Annotated in this window: 12 protein-coding genes; 4 read left to right on the forward strand and 8 right to left on the reverse strand. The window is 60.3% G+C overall.

Annotated features, from left to right (window positions below; genetic code table 11):
- Positions 1-89: 89 nt before the first annotated feature.
- From dnaK to ACSQ2Z_RS00955, 3 genes are all read right to left on the reverse strand, one after another.
- Complete coding sequence (gene dnaK / locus ACSQ2Z_RS00945; protein WP_436079488.1) at positions 90-2,012, reverse strand: molecular chaperone DnaK; 1,923 nt, start codon at positions 2,010-2,012, stop codon at positions 90-92.
- 305 nt (positions 2,013-2,317) lie between these two features.
- On the reverse strand, positions 2,318-4,552 hold the full coding sequence (locus ACSQ2Z_RS00950; protein WP_436079489.1) for a transglycosylase domain-containing protein: 2,235 nt from the start codon (positions 4,550-4,552) through the stop codon (positions 2,318-2,320).
- A 268-nt stretch (positions 4,553-4,820) separates the two neighbouring features.
- The gene (locus ACSQ2Z_RS00955; protein WP_436079490.1) at positions 4,821-4,973 is read right to left on the reverse strand and encodes an entericidin; all 153 of its coding nucleotides are present in this window, start codon (positions 4,971-4,973) and stop codon (positions 4,821-4,823) included.
- A gap of 391 nt (positions 4,974-5,364) precedes the next feature.
- On the opposite strand from ACSQ2Z_RS00955, the gene ACSQ2Z_RS00960 reads away from it, so the two are divergent.
- On the forward strand, positions 5,365-5,574 hold the full coding sequence (locus tag ACSQ2Z_RS00960; RefSeq protein WP_018326575.1) for a cold-shock protein: 210 nt from the start codon (positions 5,365-5,367) through the stop codon (positions 5,572-5,574).
- A 217-nt stretch (positions 5,575-5,791) separates the two neighbouring features.
- Positions 5,792-6,283 carry a hypothetical protein gene (locus ACSQ2Z_RS00965; protein WP_436079491.1) on the forward strand — a complete coding sequence of 164 codons (492 nt, stop codon included), beginning with the start codon at positions 5,792-5,794 and terminating at the stop codon, positions 6,281-6,283.
- Positions 6,284-6,292: 9 nt separating this feature from the next.
- Here ACSQ2Z_RS00965 and ACSQ2Z_RS00970 read toward each other — a convergent pair whose 3' ends face one another.
- From ACSQ2Z_RS00970 to ACSQ2Z_RS00980, 3 genes are all read right to left on the reverse strand, one after another.
- On the reverse strand, positions 6,293-7,249 hold the full coding sequence (locus tag ACSQ2Z_RS00970; RefSeq protein ID WP_436079492.1) for a lysylphosphatidylglycerol synthase domain-containing protein: 957 nt from the start codon (positions 7,247-7,249) through the stop codon (positions 6,293-6,295).
- 147 nt (positions 7,250-7,396) lie between these two features.
- A complete protein-coding gene (locus tag ACSQ2Z_RS00975; protein ID WP_436079493.1) occupies positions 7,397-8,785 on the reverse strand; it encodes a M20/M25/M40 family metallo-hydrolase in 1,389 nt (462 codons plus the stop codon).
- Between the two features lie 101 nt (positions 8,786-8,886).
- The gene (locus tag ACSQ2Z_RS00980; RefSeq protein ID WP_436079494.1) at positions 8,887-9,318 is read right to left on the reverse strand and encodes a MarR family winged helix-turn-helix transcriptional regulator; all 432 of its coding nucleotides are present in this window, start codon (positions 9,316-9,318) and stop codon (positions 8,887-8,889) included.
- A 423-nt stretch (positions 9,319-9,741) separates the two neighbouring features.
- Here ACSQ2Z_RS00980 and polA point away from each other — a divergent pair, with 423 nt between their 5' ends.
- Positions 9,742-12,768 (forward strand): DNA polymerase I, encoded by a 3,027-nt coding sequence (gene polA / locus ACSQ2Z_RS00985; RefSeq protein WP_436079495.1) that lies wholly within the window; start codon positions 9,742-9,744, stop codon positions 12,766-12,768.
- A 297-nt stretch (positions 12,769-13,065) separates the two neighbouring features.
- Positions 13,066-13,920, forward strand: coding sequence for a formyltetrahydrofolate deformylase (purU, locus tag ACSQ2Z_RS00990; RefSeq protein ID WP_436079496.1), 855 nt, complete (start codon positions 13,066-13,068; stop codon positions 13,918-13,920).
- Here the strand turns inward: purU and ACSQ2Z_RS00995 are convergent.
- Positions 13,917-14,576 (reverse strand): TetR family transcriptional regulator, encoded by a 660-nt coding sequence (locus tag ACSQ2Z_RS00995; protein WP_436079497.1) that lies wholly within the window; start codon positions 14,574-14,576, stop codon positions 13,917-13,919. The two genes, purU and ACSQ2Z_RS00995, sit on opposite strands and share 4 nt — an antisense overlap.
- A gap of 44 nt (positions 14,577-14,620) precedes the next feature.
- The gene (locus ACSQ2Z_RS01000; RefSeq protein WP_436079498.1) at positions 14,621-17,764 is read right to left on the reverse strand and encodes a multidrug efflux RND transporter permease subunit; all 3,144 of its coding nucleotides are present in this window, start codon (positions 17,762-17,764) and stop codon (positions 14,621-14,623) included.
- Positions 17,765-17,771: the final 7 nt, after the last annotated feature.

Consider the following 17,771-nt stretch of genomic DNA (forward strand, 5'->3'; position numbering starts at 1 on the left):
CATGGCGCGCTTCAACGGCACTGTCTTGAGCAAGCAAAAGCCCGGAGCCTGCGGCTCCGGGCTTTTGCTGATTTTCAGGTCGAAAAAACCTATGCGGACTTCTTACGATCGTCCTCATCGTTGACTTCTTCGTAGTCGGCATCGACGATATCGCCATCGCGGGCAGCGTCTGCGGCCGCATCGGCATTGGCCGCGTCGGTCTGCTGGGCTTCATACATCGCCTGACCGAGCTTCATCGAAGCTTCGAGCAGCGTCTGGGTCTTGGCCTTGATGTCTTCAGCATCAGGCTCCGAGGCTTCGACCGAGGTCTTCAATGCTGCGATCGCATCCGAGATCGCGGTGCGCTCGGCTTCCGTAACCTTGTCGCCATATTCCTTCAGCGACTTCTCCGAAGAATGAATCAGGCTTTCGGCCTGGTTCTTGGCTTCCACGGTTTCGCGGCGCTTCTTGTCGGTTTCGGCATTGGCCTCGGCATCCTTGACCATCTTCTCGACTTCCGCGTCGGACAGACCGCCCGATGCCTGAATCCGGATCTGATGCTCCTTGCCGGTGCCCTTGTCCTTGGCCGAAACCTGCACGATGCCGTTGGCGTCGATATCGAAGGTGACTTCGATCTGCGGAATGCCGCGCGGTGCCGGCGGGATGCCGACGAGATCGAACTGGCCGAGCAGCTTGTTGTCTGCCGCCATTTCGCGCTCGCCCTGGCTGACGCGGATGGTGACGGCGGACTGGCTGTCTTCGGCCGTCGAGAAAGTCTGCGACTTCTTCGTCGGGATCGTCGTGTTGCGTTCGATCAGACGGGTGAAGACGCCACCCAGCGTCTCGATGCCGAGCGATAGCGGGGTCACGTCGAGAAGCAGAACGTCCTTGACGTCGCCTTGCAGAACGCCGGCCTGGATGGCGGCGCCGAGGGCGACCACTTCATCCGGGTTGACGCCCTTGTGCGGTTCCTTGCCGAACAGTTGCTTGACGGTTTCCTGCACCTTCGGCATGCGGCTCATGCCGCCGACCAGAACCACTTCGTCGATCTCGGCTGCCGTAACGCCGGCATCCTTGAGGGCTGCCTTGCACGGAGCAACGGTGCGCTGAATGAGGTCATCAACCAGGCTTTCGAACTTGGCGCGGGACAGCTTCATCGTCAGGTGCTTCGGACCGGAAGCGTCTGCCGTGATGAACGGCAGGTTGATTTCGGTCTGCTGCGAGGACGACAGCTCGATCTTCGCCTTTTCGGCAGCTTCCTTGAGGCGCTGCAGGGCCAGCTTGTCGTTCTTCAGGTCAATGCCCTGATCCTTCTTGAACTCGGCTGCGAGGTATTCGACCAGACGCATGTCGAAGTCTTCGCCGCCAAGGAAGGTGTCGCCATTGGTCGACTTCACTTCGAAGACGCCGTCGCCGATTTCGAGAACCGAGATATCGAACGTGCCCCCACCCAAGTCGTAAACGGCGATGGTCTTGCCTTCTTTCTTGTCGAGGCCGTAGGCAAGGGCCGCTGCCGTCGGCTCATTGATGATGCGCAGCACTTCGAGACCGGCGATCTTGCCGGCATCCTTGGTTGCCTGGCGCTGCGCGTCGTTGAAGTAGGCGGGAACGGTGATGACGGCCTGGGTGACCTTTTCACCGAGATAGGATTCGGCGGTTTCCTTCATCTTCTGAAGGATCATGGCGGAGATCTGCGACGGGGAATACTTCTCGCCGTGTGCTTCGACCCAGGCGTCGCCATTGTCTGCCTTGATGATCTTGTACGGCACCATGGCCTTGTCTTTTTGCGTGGTCGGATCCTGGAACGTGCGGCCGATCAGGCGCTTGATCGCAAAAAGCGTGTTTTCCGGATTGGTGACTGCCTGACGCTTGGCCGGTTGGCCGATCAGGCGCTCGCCGTCTTCGTTGAAAGCAACGATCGAAGGGGTCGTGCGCGCACCTTCCGCATTTTCAATGACCTTCGCGTCCTTGCCGTCCATGACGGCGACGCAGGAGTTGGTCGTTCCCAAGTCAATACCGATTACTTTTGCCATGTCGTTCTCTCCTTGCAGCGGACTGTCAGAACCCGGTCAAGCATTCATTTGACAGCCCCTAACGGGATGGTCTGTGGAATATTCGCGGTGGAAGCCGCGGCGATGGGGCGTATATAAGGAGCAGCGTTTCGGACTGCAAGGCATCTGCGCGCCTGAAAACACGCAAAAACCGAGCGGTAACACCGAAAAATCCGCCTGCCTGAACGCCGTCGTTTCACGTTCAGCCTGCTTTTAAAAGGCGACGCGCTCTATCTCGCAGTGCGCTCTTCCTGCGCGGCGAAACGTAAGGACGAAATGACGGGTGGTCAACCGCCGGTGAGGATGTCGAACAGCGTGGTCCGTCGTGTCGCGCCGGTCGTCTCGCCGACATCAGCCGGCGGCACGAGCCCCGAATTCGCCGGTTGCGCCAAGCCCTGCTGGGCGGCGGCTTGTCCGTTGGCGACCGGCGCCTGCGGAAACTCGTCCGTGCCGCCATTGCCAAAGGTACCGGAAATGACGTCGCCAATGGTTTCTGGCGCGGCCTGATCGTTCTCGAATGTCGGCTGGATGCCAGTCGTGCCGAAGACGGGCGAAGGCGACAGGCCCTCGTGCGCTGCCGTCATGTAGTCGTGCCAGGCCTTGGCCGGAAGGCCGCCGCCGGTTACCTTCTTCATCGACTTGCCGTCATCATTGCCGAACCAGATGCCGGTCGTCAGATTGCTGGTGAAGCCGACGAACAGCGCGTCGCGGAAGGACTGCGTCGTGCCCGACTTGCCGGCCGCCTGCCAGCCTTTGAGTTTGGCGCTCTTGCCGGTGCCATGTTCGATCACACCCACCATCATCTGGTTCATCTCGCTGACGACGGCGGGATCAAGCACGCGGGGCGGATTGTCATAGGTGTTTTCGTAGAGAACAGTGCCATCGGCGGTCGATATCCGCTTGATGACATGCGGCGTCGCCTTGAAGCCGCCATTCATGAAGGGAGCATAGGCCGATGTCAGTTCGACCAGACTGACCTCGGACGTGCCGAGCGCGATCGAGGCATTGGCCTGCATTTCCGATTCGATGCCGAGCCTGTGGGCGAGCTTTATGACGTTCTGCGGTCCGACTTCCATGACCAGTTGAGCGGCGATGGTGTTCAGCGAATTGGCAAGCGCCGTCGAAAGGGATACCTCGCCGCGATATTTCTCGTCATAATTCTCCGGCGTCCAGTTGCCGATCCGAACCGGTGCGTCGTTGCGGATCGACATCGGCGTGCGGCCGATTTCCATGGCGGCGGCATAGACGAAGGGCTTGAAGGCGGAACCGGGCTGACGCTTTGCCTTGACCGCGCGGTCGAACTGGCTGTCGGCATAATCGCGGCCGCCGACCAGGGCGCGTATCGCGCCGGTGCCATCGATCGAGACGAGTGCAGCCTGGCTGACGTTGAGCTTCTCACCCGATTCGTCGAGGCTGGCGGCGAGCGTCTCTTCCGCCTTCTTCTCGAGGTCGAGATCGAGCGTGGTGTCGACGATGAGGTCCTGGCTGATCTCGCCGACCATGCCCGGCAACTGGTCCATGACCATGTCGGCAACATAATATTGCGCCCCGGACCAGAAGCTCTTGGCCTTGGTCGGCGGCTGCGACATCGCGGTCTTGATCTCGGCGTCGGTGATGAAGCCTTCCTCGCGCATCGCGCCGAGCACCACCTGAGCGCGCTCTTCGGCAGCTTTCGGATCGCGCGCCGGCGACAGGCGCGATGGCGCCTTGAGCAGTCCGGCAAGGAGCGCCGCCTCGCCGAGGTTCACGTCGCGCGCCGATTTGTTGAAATAGCGCCGCGATGCCGCCTCGACGCCATAGGCGTTCGAGCCGAAAAACACCCGGTTCAGATACATCGCAAGAATCTGGTCCTTGGTATATTTCTGCTCCAGCCAGACGGCGAGGAGCACCTCCTGCACTTTGCGCTCGAGCGTGCGCTCCGGAGAGAGGAACAGGTTCTTGGCAAGCTGCTGGGTGAGCGTCGAACCGCCCTGCACCATGCGCCCTGTGGTGATATTGGTCAGCATCGCACGCGCCAGGCCGAGGGGATCAACGCCGAAATGCGAATAGAAGCGCCGGTCTTCGATGGCGATGACGGCCTGCGGGATATAGGGCGACATGTTTTCAAGCGATAGCGCCTCGCCGCCGGTGGCGCCGCGATTGGCGATGATATCGCCGCTGACGGCGAGGATCTTGACGTTTGGCGGACGCTCGGGAATGGCCCAGCTGGTCGCGCTCGGCATACGCGCGCCGTAATAGAGCATCAGCCCGCCGACGCCGATGATACCCCAGATGCCGAGCACGATGCACCAGTAAACCATAGAACGGATCAGGCCAGTCAGACCGCCGCTGTCGCGCGCGCCCCGGCGGCCGGAGCCCTTCTTCGATCTGTTCTTATTCGCAGCAGGTTTTGAGCTTCCGGACCTGCGGCTTCCGCCGCTGACGCGGTCTCCGGCATCGATGCGCAGATCGCCGTCATCACGACCGCGTCCACCCTCGAACGAAGGCTCTATTCTCTGCGGTGATTTGCGATTTCCTGCCATGCCGGGGTAGGGTTGCTCCAGATGAGCGTTTCGGGAGAGCCAGGCGGGCCATTCTGCCGCCACGCCGATTTTTAAACAGTGCGATGAAGTGTAAATGCGGCGATTTAAGGGGGAGTTAAATTCGCGTTCGAATAAAATCGTGCGCTTTCAATTCGTTGCGTGAAATCGTCTCCGATCCGCCCAAGGCGAAGAAACAGCTCCGCTGGAGACAACGCCAACGCGGCGCGTACGTTCACAGTGCTCCGCACCGCCGATTTCCTCAGATTCGTCAGTTCGCGTTCGCGCGCGCAACCCGGTGTGTCGCGTTGTCCAAGGCGTTGCTGGTTTGCACGCCGTCCTGTTTCAAACCGCGCGCCGTGTTGCCGCATCCGGCGAGCATGAACAAGGACAGGCAGGCAACGGCAATCACGACTTTCGACATGGTTATTCCCTCCCTAGAATTCGGCGATAGGAGGAAAATGATGCGGGGCGCAGAGAATTCAATTCGGGCGGGACCAAAAAACACCAGCACGCCCGGCGTTTTCAGAACACCGCCGTATCAACGGCCACGTCTGTGCGAAATTAAACTCTGTGGATCTCCGATCCAGACGCATAAACCCGAATGAAAACAACGACCATTGCAAATTAAAAATAATAAAACTTGACTGCACAGTCCCGGTAACCTATCTGAGCTTTGGTCGATATTTGTTAGATGACTTTGGTTTTTGCGACATAGAGCGCAATCGGACGAACTTTCCTTCAGATTCGAACATCAAGCCTCGCTGTAATATCACGGCTTGGTTCACTACAATTTGCTAGAGAAAGGGATCGTTATGGCCACTGGCACAGTAAAATGGTTTAATTCCACCAAGGGCTTCGGCTTCATTCAGCCTGACGACGGCAGCCAGGACGTTTTCGTCCACATTTCTGCTGTTGAACGCGCTGGCATGCGCAGCCTCAACGACGGTCAGAAGATCAGCTTCGAGCTGGTTCGTGACCGCAAGTCCGGCAAGATGTCGGCGGATAGCCTCCAGGCTGCCTAATACCAATCTGGCGCGATCATCCGCGCCGGAGAAATGCGCTTCCGCGGTTGACCACGGATGTACTGGCAGGTGTGTCGAAGCGCGTTGTGAAAGGTCGGGTTTTCCCGGCCTTTTTGTTTTTCTCGACTTGGCTGCGCATCTGTCCTTCACAAAAAGGGCCGCGACCTTCAAATCGCCTTATCCGCATTGAAACTCCCTGAACGACAGGAGCAATGCGATGAAAATCCTTACCTCCCTGATGACCGCGACCGCGCTGACCGCGTCCTGCCTCAGTGCAACGTCGCAGGACAGGGACGCCTATCTCGACGACCGCTCCGATGGGCCGGCGTTAATCCGCTCGCTCTACAATGCGATCAATCGCAAGGAATATGCCCGTGCCTACAGCTATTTCGCGGACCGGAAACCCTTCGGCGACTATCAATCCTTTGTTCTAGGCTATGCAAAGACGGTGGATGTTCAGGTGATAACGGGTGCAGTAACGCCCGAAGGCGCTGCAGGAAGCATCTACACGCCGGTGCCGGTGGCGATTAAATCGACGGAGAAGGGCGGCAAGGAGCGTATTTTTGCCGGCTGCTATATTACCCGCATCGTCAATGCCGCGAACCAGGAGCCGCCGTTTGCGCCGCTCCATATCGAGAGCGCCGAACTCGAAGACGTTGGTGGTACGCTGGAAAAGGCCCTGCCGAAGGTTTGTTATCCACCCTCATGAGACGACACTCTATTCGTCATGCTTTCGCTCCGCCTGCCTGCCGGCCAGGAACTGCGAATGCTCGAAAACAATCACGACAAGGAGCGCGATCAGAAAGGGCACGATCAGATAGAACAGGCGGAAAATGGCAAGTGCCGCCAGAACGCCCGCGGGATCCATTTCCGGCAGGCCGGCGATGAAGACCAGTTCCAGCACGCCGAGCCCACCTGGAGCATGCGACAAAAGTGCGGCCGAGAAGGAGGCAAGAAAAACGCCGAGAACGACCATGTAGCCGGGATTTCCGGCCTCTGGCAGAGCGAAGTAGATGATCGCCGCTGCCGCGATCAATTCGACCGGGGCGATCAGCAATTGCCTGAGCGCCAGCGAGGGTTTGGGATATTCCAGCCAAAACCAGCGAGTTTTCAAGGGCCGGAAGCCGACAAGGCTGCCGACAACGTAAAGCGTGATCAGCGCGAGAATGATCAATCCGATCGAGATCGACGCACCGATCGGCAGGAACGCGGCGAAGCGAGCGGTGATCTCCGGCTCGATCAAAAGCACGATGGCGGACAGCATCAGCGTTCCGAGCAGGAACGTGACGGAACAGAAGGCGACGAGAACGGCGGTTTCGGCGGCCGAAAGACCCTTCGATCCATAGGCGCGAAAGCGCACCACCGCGCCGGAAAATACCGATGCACCCACCGTGTGCGACAACGCATAGGCAGTGAAAGAACAGACGGTGATGAACCAAAGCGAAATCCTGTGGCCGAGATGTTCCAGCGCCAGGTGATCATAGGCTGCCAATGCGGCATAGGCTGCGAGTGTCGAGCAACCGGACAATACCCAACCCTCGACGGACACCGCTTTCAGGCTTTCGACGAAATCATGGGCCGAAAGGCCATGCAGTTCGTGGTAGAGGCCGTAGAGAGAAAACAGGATCGCGGCCAGCCCGACGACAGGCCAGGCGAGTTTACGCACCAGTTTCATGAGGTCGGGATTCTTGGGGGCTGCAGCGAAATATCATCTTGGTAATGAGAACACCCCCGGCCAATCCGGTCAAGGGCGCTAACGGTTAACAGTCTCGCTTGAAACTGCCCCGCGTCGAAGCCGTGGCACGTTTCAAGGACATATGTATCAGCGGGCGAGCGCGGCGAGAATCCGGATCCACGAGCGGATGCCCTTGTGGAAGGACTGCAGCTCGTATTTCTCGTTCGGCGAGTGGATGCGGTCGTCCGAGAGGCCAAAGCCGACCAGCAGCGATTCCATCCCGAGCATCGTCTGGAAATCGCCAACGATCGGAATCGATCCGCCCATGCCGATCAACACGGCAGGTTTCGGCCATTCGTCGGACAGGGCCGATTTCGCCGTATTGAGCAGGGCTGAATCATAGGGAAGCTGGATTGCCGGCGAGCCGCCGTGCTTGTGGAATTCGACCGAGCAATCCGCCGGGATTTTCGACGCGACATAGGCGCGGAAGGCCGCGCGAATCTTGTCGGGATCCTGGGTGCCGACCAGACGGAACGAGACCTTGGCGAACGCCTGCGCCGCAATCACCGTCTTGAAGCCTTCGCCGGTATAACCGCCCCAGATGCCGTTCACTTCCGCCGTCGGCCGGGCCCAGGTCAGTTCCATGACGGAGCGACCCTTTTCTCCGGAGGGAATGGCAAGGCCGATCTCGCCGAGGAATTTTTCCGTCGTCATGCCCAGCGTTTCCCAGGCCGCCTTGATCTGCGACGGCGTTTCCTCGACACCCTCGTAGAAACCATCGAGCGTGACGCGGCCGGTCTCGTCGTGAAGGCCGGCGAGAATATTGGCGAGGATATGGATCGGATTGGCCGCAGCGCCACCGAAGTAACCGGAATGCAGGTCGCGGTCGGCAGCGGTGATGACGATCTCCTCGCCGACCAGGCCGCGCAGGCCGGCGGAGATCGCCGGCGTGTCGCGGTCCCACATATTGGTATCGCAGACCAGCGCATAGTCGGCCTTCAGCTCGGCGGCATTGGCTTCGAGGAACGGCTTCAGCGATGGTGAGCCGGATTCCTCCTCACCCTCGAACAGGATGGTGACTTCACAGGGCAGTGCGCCGTTGATTTCCTTATAGGCGCGGCAGGCTTCGACGAAGGTCATCAACTGACCCTTGTCGTCGGCCGTCCCGCGGCCGGTGATGACCTTGCGGCCACCGTCCAGTTCCTTGATCGCCGGCTCGAACGGCGCCGTGTCCCAGAGGTTGAGCGGATCAACCGGCTGGACGTCGTAATGGCCGTAGAACAGCACGTGCGGCGCGCCCTCTTTGCCGGCCGCGTGATGGGCGACCACCATCGGATGACCGGGCGTGTCACGCACCGAGGCCTCGAAGCCGAGGCCGATCAGTTCGGCAACAAGCCATTCCGCCGCCTTTCGGCATTCCGCCTTGAAGGCCGGATCGGTGGAGATCGACTGGATCCGCACCAGATCGAAAAGCCGTTCCAGGCTCTTGGAGAGATTGTCGTCAGAGCGGGTGAGAATGCTAGCCGTGTCTGCCATGTCCGAATCCTTGTTGTGCGGGCGGAACCTAGACAAAGATCGCGATGGCTTTAAGCAAAATATTTTGATCGTTCAATCATGGCCAGCGACGGGGCGATCCTTCAGCTACGCGCGCCGTTGGCAATCGCCTTGCGCATATATTCGAGCATCAGCTCCCGCTCGAAATGACGAAAGCCGGAGAAGTGCGACTGGTCTGCCGCAAGAGCCGCCGCCTTCGCGTCCGCTTCCATCGCCCGCGCCTTGTCCGTCAGGAAAACCTGCTGGGCACGTTTGTCGGCCGGGTGTTTCTTGCGAAGAATCAGGCCGTCGCGCTCCATCCGGGCCAAAGTATTGGCCATCGTCGCCTGCTCGATGTCGAGACGATCGAGGAGTTGCTTCTGGGTGATACCCTCTTCGCTCCAAAGCTCCAGAAGAACGGGAAACTGGCCTGGCGCGAAGCCGAGCTTCTGGCCTCTCTCCTGCAAGGCGCGCGAGAAGCTCTTTGCCAGGAGGCTAGCCAAGTATGTCGCAGAATCCATCCGGTCGAAGGCCATGAATATGGGTAACTCTCACCAAGCTGGAACACAAGTTACATTGCACGCGATGGACATTGGCCGGCATAATTTTACAGGGACGCGATTCTACCGGCAGAAAAACAAAAACCGCCATGGCGGAGGCGGAGCCACGGCGGTCTTGTCATAGTTCGGACAAAGGCCCGGAGAGGGGGATAGGCCTTTGTCCTAAAAATCTGGCTTCGGCGGGGGACAGGCCTCTAGCCAGACGACGGCGTATTCAAAATGCCGCTGTCTATGATTTGTGGTATGAAATGTGGCTTTTCAAGGACTCAAGGGGGTGGTCGGCATTACAAATTGGTAATGCTGCCGTGAGGGCCCTCAATTTTCCCAGGGCGATAAAATTCCACGCCGCTCCGGAATGAATATGGACGCCCATCACGGCCCGCGCTATCCCTTGTCGCCATGAAAAAAGGTGATCATCTCTTCCTCGTCGACGGCTCCGGATTCATTTTCCGGGCGTTCCACGCCATCCCACCACTCAACCGCAAATCGGACGGCCTGCCGGTTAACGCGGTTTCCGGTTTCTGCAACATGCTGTGGAAGCTCCTGACCGACGCGCGCGATACCTCCGTCGGGGTGACGCCGACCCATTTCGCGGTGATTTTCGATTATTCCTCGAAAACCTTCCGCAATGAACTCTACGACCAGTACAAGGCAAACCGCACTGCACCGCCGGAAGACCTGATCCCGCAATTCGGGCTGATCCGCCATGCGACGCGCGCCTTCAACCTGCCCTGCATCGAGCAGGAAGGCTTCGAGGCCGACGACCTGATCGCCACTTACGCGCGGATGGCCGAGGCGGCCGGCGCGAATGTGACGATCATCTCCTCCGACAAGGACCTGATGCAGCTCGTGACGGCCAATGTGTCGATGTACGACAGCATGAAGGACAAGCAGATCTCGATACCGGACGTGATCGAGAAGTGGGGCGTGCCGCCGGAAAAGATGATCGACCTGCAGGCGATGACCGGTGATTCGACCGACAACGTGCCCGGCATCCCCGGCATCGGCCCAAAGACGGCGGCGCAGCTTCTGGAGGAATTCGGCGATCTCGACACGCTGCTTGCCCGTGCCGGCGAGATCAAGCAACAGAAGCGCCGCGAGAACATCCTTGCCAATGCCGAGCTTGCCCGCCTGTCACGCCAGCTGGTCATGCTGAAAACCGACACACCGATCGAGGTTTCGCTTGAGAACTTCGAACTTCATACTCAGGACGGACCAAAGCTTATTGCCTTCCTCAAGGCGATGGAATTCAACGCGCTGACGCGTCGCGTCGCAGCCGCGACCGAAACCGATGCGGATGCGGTGGAAGCCGCGACCGTGCCGGTCGAATGGGGTGCGACAGCCCATGGACCCGATCTCGACAAGGGCGAGCTTTTGCCGCCACCGCCGCCGTCCGAGCTGTCCTCGGCAACATCGCCGGCGCTCGGCAGCGCCGCCGAAGCGGCCACCACCCTTGCTGCCGCAAAGACAGTGGAGCTTCCGACCGCGACACCCCGAGACCTTGCTCAGTTCCGCGCGCAAGCCTTTGCCACCGCAAAAATCGACCGCAGCGCCTATGTGACGATCCGCGACATCGCGATGCTCGATACCTGGATTGCCATGGCGCGCGAGACCGGCATCGTTGCCTTCGACACCGAGACGACCTCGCTTGACGCCATGCAGGCAGAGCTTGTCGGCTTCTCGCTGGCGATCGCCGACAACAGCAGGAACCCGACCGGCACCGGCATTCGCGCTGCCTACGTACCGATGCTTCACAAGACGGGCGGCAACGATCTTTTCAGCGACGGCGTGAAGCTGGCGCCAGATCAGATCCCGGCGGCGGTTGCCCTCGAACGGCTGAAGGACCTGCTGGAGGATCCATCGGTCCTGAAGGTGGCGCAGAACCTCAAATACGACTACCTCGTGGCGCGCCGCCATGGCATCACCATTGCCAGCTTCGACGATACGATGCTGATGTCCTATGTGGTCGATGCGGGCGCCGGTGCCCACGGGATGGATTCGCTGTCGGAAAAATGGCTCAACCACCAGCCAATCCCCTACAAGGATGTAGCAGGCAGCGGCAAATCCGCGCTCGGCTTCGACTATGTCGATATCGACAAGGCAACGGCCTATGCCGCGGAAGACGCCGACGTGACGTTGCGGCTGTGGCAGGTGCTGAAGCCCCGTCTTGCCGCCAAGAATCTCAACACGGTCTATGAGCGGCTCGAACGGCCACTCGTGCCAGTGCTGTCACGGATGGAGGAGCGCGGCATCACCATCGACCGGCAGATCCTGTCGCGGCTTTCGGGCGAGCTTGCCCAGGGTGCCGCCGCCCTCGAACACGAGATCTATGGCTTGGTCGGCGAAAGCTTCAACATCGGATCGCCGAAACAGCTCGGCGATATCCTGTTCGGCCGCCTCGGCCTGCCCGGCGGCGCCAAGACCAAGACCGGACAGTGGTCGACCTCCGCATCGGTGCTGGAGGATCTGGCCGCAGCCGGCCATGAACTGCCGCGCAAGATCGTCGACTGGCGGCAAGTGACCAAGCTCAAATCCACCTATACCGATGCGCTCCCCGGCTTCGTCCATCCGGAAACGAAACGGGTGCACACGTCCTATGCGCTGGCCGCGACAACCACGGGCCGGCTTTCCTCGTCGGATCCCAACCTGCAGAACATTCCGGTACGCACCGCCGAGGGCCGAAAGATCCGCACCGCCTTCATCTCGACGCCGGGACACAAGCTGGTTTCGGCCGACTACAGCCAGATCGAGCTCAGGGTGCTTGCCCACGTGGCCGAAATACCGCAACTGAAGCAGGCCTTTTCCGACGGCATCGACATTCATGCGATGACTGCGTCGGAAATGTTCGGCGTGCCGGTCGAGGGCATGCCGAGCGAGATCCGCCGCCGCGCCAAGGCGATCAACTTCGGCATCATTTACGGCATCTCCGCCTTCGGCCTTGCCAACCAGCTGTCGATCGAGCGCTCGGAAGCAGGCGATTACATCAAGAAATATTTCGAGCGCTTCCCGGGCATCCGCGACTACATGGAAAGCACCAAGGCCTTTGCCCGCGAGAATGGCTATGTCGAAACCATCTTCGGCCGTCGGGCGCATTATCCGGATATTCGCTCGTCCAATCCCTCGCACCGCGCCTTCAACGAGCGCGCCGCGATCAACGCGCCGATCCAGGGCTCGGCCGCCGACATCATTCGCCGGGCGATGATCAAGATGGAGCCGGCGCTGGAAAAGGCGGGCCTATCCGAGCGCGTGCGCATGCTGCTGCAGGTGCATGACGAATTGATCTTCGAGGTCGAGGATGACGATGTCGAACGTTCGATCCCGCTCATCGTCTCGGTCATGGAGAATGCTGCGATGCCGGCGCTCGACATGAAAGTGCCGCTGAAGGTCGATGCCCGGGCCGCTCATAACTGGGACGAGGCGCACTGAGAGAGCAAGCCGCATGTGCGCGGTCCAGCGCGCCTTCGCGGTGGACGCCGGCCTTGATGCTTGCGCCAAGATCAAGCACGCGAGAATCCTGTCATGGTCTGGCAGTTCTCGCGCTATGATTCTTGCATTTCCAGCCATCATTTCAGCAATCAACCCGCCCTCCCCTCAGGATGATAGAAACTTGGCCGCCGGCACCGTGAAACGGTTGCCGCCGTGGCCATCCGGCGATACCGGCGTGTACCTCCGGGTGGAACCGACCTCGATCCCTCCGGACCACACGTCGATTTGGAGGAAATCATGACGCTTCAGACTTTCATTCTCACCCTGTGCTGTGACGATAGACCCGGCATCGTCGCTGCCGTGACGACGGCGCTTTCCGCCGCCGGTGCCAATATTGCCGAGAGCAACCAGTTCTGGGACAGGCAGACGAACCGCTTCTTCATGCGGATTGCCTTCCAGGTGCCGGTCGGTGTCTTGCGGGATGATCTGGAGCGGGCCCTGAAGGCGCCGATCGACCGCTTCGGCATGAAGGTGAGCATCACCGATGGCGGCCGCAAGCCGCGCATCCTCATTCTCGTCTCCAAGTTCGATCACGCGCTGCTGCACCTCATCTATCAGATCCGCGTCGGTTGGCTGAATGCCGAGGTGGTCGCGGTCGTTTCCAACCACAACGACAGCCAGCGCACGGCGGAACTGGAGGGAATACCATTCTACTGCTGGCCGGTGAACAAGGAAAACAAGGCGGAAAAGGAAGAGAAGCTCCTGCAACTCGTTCAGGAAACCGGCGCTGATCTCGTCATCCTCGCCCGCTATATGCAGGTCTTTTCCGACAACCTTTCGAAACGACTCTATGGCAAGGCGATTAATATCCACCACTCGTTCCTGCCGAGCTTCAAGGGCGCCAAGCCCTATCATCAGGCGCATGAGCGCGGCGTCAAGCTGATCGGCGCCACGGCCCATTACGTCACGCCGGATCTCGATGAAGGCCCGATCATCGAGCAGGAAACCGAGCGCGTGACACATGCGATGGGCGCGGAGGATTTCGTTGCAGCGGGCCGCGACATCGAAAGCCGGGTTCTTGCTCGCGCGGTTAAGTTGCATCTGGAAGACCGCGTCATGCTCAACGGGCACAAGACCGTGGTGTTCCGCTAGGCCGTCGGTTGGAGATCGGCTGAAGTGGCCATGTCGATGGCTGACCGGACCCGCCGGAAGCCGTTGAACATCCGCTCCAATCCCTCTTTGCCTTCGGCCGCCAGATCGAAGCGGCGTCCGAAGAGAAGCCATTCGCTGCAGAGTCCGCCCATCATCCACCAAAGTGCCTTGGTCGCCGATTGCGGCGTCCAATTTGCATCGAGATAACCCTCTCTGCTTGCCTTGGCGAAGGCGTTTTCGAGCAAGGCGGCGTGCCTGTCATCGACCTCCTGCTGGCGCTCCAGCACAGGCATGAGATCTTCGCTATAGTCGCAGCGCAGAAGAATGGTGAAGATGCGCTGGCGATGCTCGTCGCTTGCCAGTTCGTCCAGCCAGTCGACTGTCAATTTCTCGATATTGCCGAGCACATCGGACCCGTGTTCTTCGATCTCGCGGGCGAGCATGTCCTCTTGCGGCATTTGCACGGAATTATAGAGCGCCAGGAACAGATCGGTCTTGTTGGAAAAATGCCAGTAGATAGCACCGCGCGTGACGCCGGCCGCCCGGGCAACATCCTCGAGCGTCGCGTTGGAGACGCCCTTTTCATAGAAAAGCCGCTCGGCCGCGCTGAGGATATTGTTGCGCGTTTCTTCCGCCTCGGCCTTGGTTCTCCGCATATCTGCCCTTTCAAAAGAAAAAGCCCGCGACGGCGGGCTCTCTCTCATTCGCCTGGTGTTGCTACTGTCTCGGGTGCCTGCTCGATCGGCTTTGCCTTCACCCGCCCGAACAGCTTCATCACGAAGACGAAGAAGATCGGCACGAAGAAAATTGCCAGAACCGTCGCCGAGATCATGCCTCCCATGACGCCGGTGCCGATAGCGCGCTGGCTGCCCGAGCTTGCGCCAGTGGCGATCGCCAGCGGCAGAACGCCGAGCGTGAAGGCGAGCGAGGTCATCAGGATCGGCCGGAAGCGCAGATGCGATGCCTCGATCGTCGCTTCCAGCAGCGATTTGCCGGCTTGCATCTGCTCCTTGGCGAACTCGATGATCAGGATCGCGTTCTTCGCCGAAAGGCCGATGATCGCGATCAGGCCCACCTTGAAGTAGACGTCATTCGACATGTCGCGCAGCGTGACGGCGAGGACCGCGCCGATGACGCCGAGCGGCACCACCATGATCACCGAGACCGGGATCGACCAGCTTTCATACAGCGCCGCCAGGCACAGGAACACCAGAAGGCAGGAGAGCGCGATCAGGATCGGCGCCTGCGAACCCGACTGGATCTCCTGCAGCGACTGCCCGGTCCATTCATAGCCGAAACCGGCCGGGAGTTGCTTGATGAGATTCTGCATCTCGGCAATCGCATCACCCGAGGAGTAACCCGGCTTGGTATCGCCGCTGACGCGCACCGCCGGATAGCCATTGTAGCCCACGGTCTGCGTCGGCGCCTTCACCCATTCGACAGTCGCGAAGGAAGAGATCGGCACCATGCCGCCACTGGAGTTGCGAACGTTGAGATTGAGCAAGTCGGCCGTCTGCATGCGCTTGTTCTCGTCTGCCTGCACTGTCACGCGCTGCATGCGGCCAGCATTCGGGAAGTCGTTGACATAGGTCGAGCCGAGGTTGGTCGAGATCGTCGCATTGATATCCGCGAAGGTGACGCCGAAGGTATTGGCCTTCTCGCGGTCGATGATCACGTTCGCCTGTGCTGCGTCCGGCATGCCCTCGAAGCGCACGCCGGCAACGACCGGACTTTGGGCCGCGAGACCGAGCAGCTGGTCTCGCGCCTGCGCGAGTGCTGCCTCGCCGAGACCACCGCGATCCTGCAGGCGGAAGGAGAAACCGCCCGTCGTGCCGAGACCCTGGATCGGCGGCGGCGACAGCGCAAAGCTGATCGCGTCCTTGATCTGGCTCATCGCCATGCTGGCGCGGCCGGCGATCGCCTGTGCCGCATTTTCCGGACCGCGCTCCGCCCAGTCCTTGAGCGTGACGAAAGCAAGCGCCGCGTTCTGCCCTGCGCCGAAGAAGGAGAAGCCGTTGATCGCGACGATACGATCGACACCCTGTTCCTTGCTGAAGATGTCTTCGGTCTGCTGGATCACCTCATCGGTGCGGTGTCCTGTCGCTTCCGACGGGAGCTGCATCATGACGATGACGTAGCCCTGGTCCTCATCCGGCAGGAAGGAGGACGGCAACTTGAGGAACAGATAGCCGAGACCGACCAGCACGGCCAGATAGATGATCATGAAGCGGCGGGTTCGGCGGGTGAGCCATGACACGGAGCCGCTGTAGCGATGCGAAGTGCGGTCGAACAGGCGGTTGAACCAACCGAAGAAACCGGTCTTCGCATGATGATGGCCCTTGGGCACCTGCTTCAGGAAGCTGGCGCAAAGCGCCGGCGTCAGCGACAGGGCAAGCAGCGCCGAGAACAGGATCGACACCACCATCGTCAGCGAGAACTGGCGATAGATGACACCGACAGCGCCCGGGAAGAAGGCCATCGGGATGAAGACCGAAGCCAGAACCAGCGTGATGCCAATGACGGCGCCGGTGATCTGCTTCATCGCCTTGCGGGTTGCTTCGCGCGGCGTCAACCCCTCTTGCGACATGATGCGTTCGACATTTTCAACAACGATGATCGCGTCATCGACGAGAATGCCGATCGCCAGCACCATGCCGAACATGGTCAAGACGTTGATCGAGAAGCCCATGAAATACATCACGGCACAGGTGCCGAGCAGGGCTACGGGAACGACGATGGTCGGGATGATCGTATAGCGGATGTTCTGCAGGAACAGGAACATCACCAGGAAGACGAGGCCGACCGCTTCGAGCAGCGTGTGCAGCACCTTCTCGATCGAGACCTTGACGAAAGGTGAGGTATCGTAAGGGATCGAATATTCCAGCCCGTTCGGGAAATAGGCGGAAAGCTCGTCCATGCGCGCCTTGATCGCCGCAGATGTCTCCATGGCATTGCCGGTCGGAGAGAGCTGAACGCCGATGGCGGCCGAAGGCTTTCCGTTGAGGCGGGTCGAGAAGGAATAGCTTTCGCCGCCCACCTCGAGTCGCGCTACGTCGCGCAGGCGGACGGCCGAACCATCCGGATTGGCGCGAAGTACGATGGCGCCGAACTCTTCCGGCGACGACAGCTGGCCCTTGATGATCACGGGCGCTGCGATCTGCTGGGTGATCGGGTTCGGCTGCGCACCGATCGAGCCGGCCGCGACCTGGGCGTTCTGCGCGCCGATCGCCGTCGTTACGTCTTGCGCGGTCAGGTTCAGGCCGAGCATCCTGTCCGGATCGAGCCAGACGCGCATCGACCGTTGCGTGGCAAAGAGTTGGGCACGACCGACACCCGGAACGCGCTGGACTTCGCTCAGCACGTTCCGGTTCAGGTAATCGCCAAGGCCGATGGCATCCATCGAACCGTCAGTGGAGGTCAGCGCAATGATCAGGAGGAAGCCGGAGCCGGCTTCATCGACCTGCACGCCCTGTTGCTTGACACTATCGGGCAGCCGCGCTTCGACCCGGCGCACGCGGTTCTGCACATCGACGGCCGCCTGCGCCGGGTCAGTGCCCGGCTCGAAGGTGACATTGATTTCGCTCGATCCTTGAGCGCTTGACGTGGATTCGAAATAGAGAAGCCCGTCAACTCCGTTCAACTCGTCTTCGATGAGGCGCGTGACGCTCTGGTATGTGTCCTGCGACGATGCGCCGGGATAGGTGGCTGTGACGGAAATCTGCGGCGGCGCCACGTCCGGATATTGCGAGATGGGAAGCTGCGGGATGGCGATGGCGCCGGCCACCATGATGAAGATCGCAACTACCCACGCAAAAATCGGCCTGTCTATGAAGAAACTTGGCATGGTGCAG

The sequence above is a fragment of the Pararhizobium sp. LjRoot235 genome (assembly GCF_964254145.1).
Taxonomy (GTDB): domain Bacteria; phylum Pseudomonadota; class Alphaproteobacteria; order Rhizobiales; family Rhizobiaceae; genus Pararhizobium.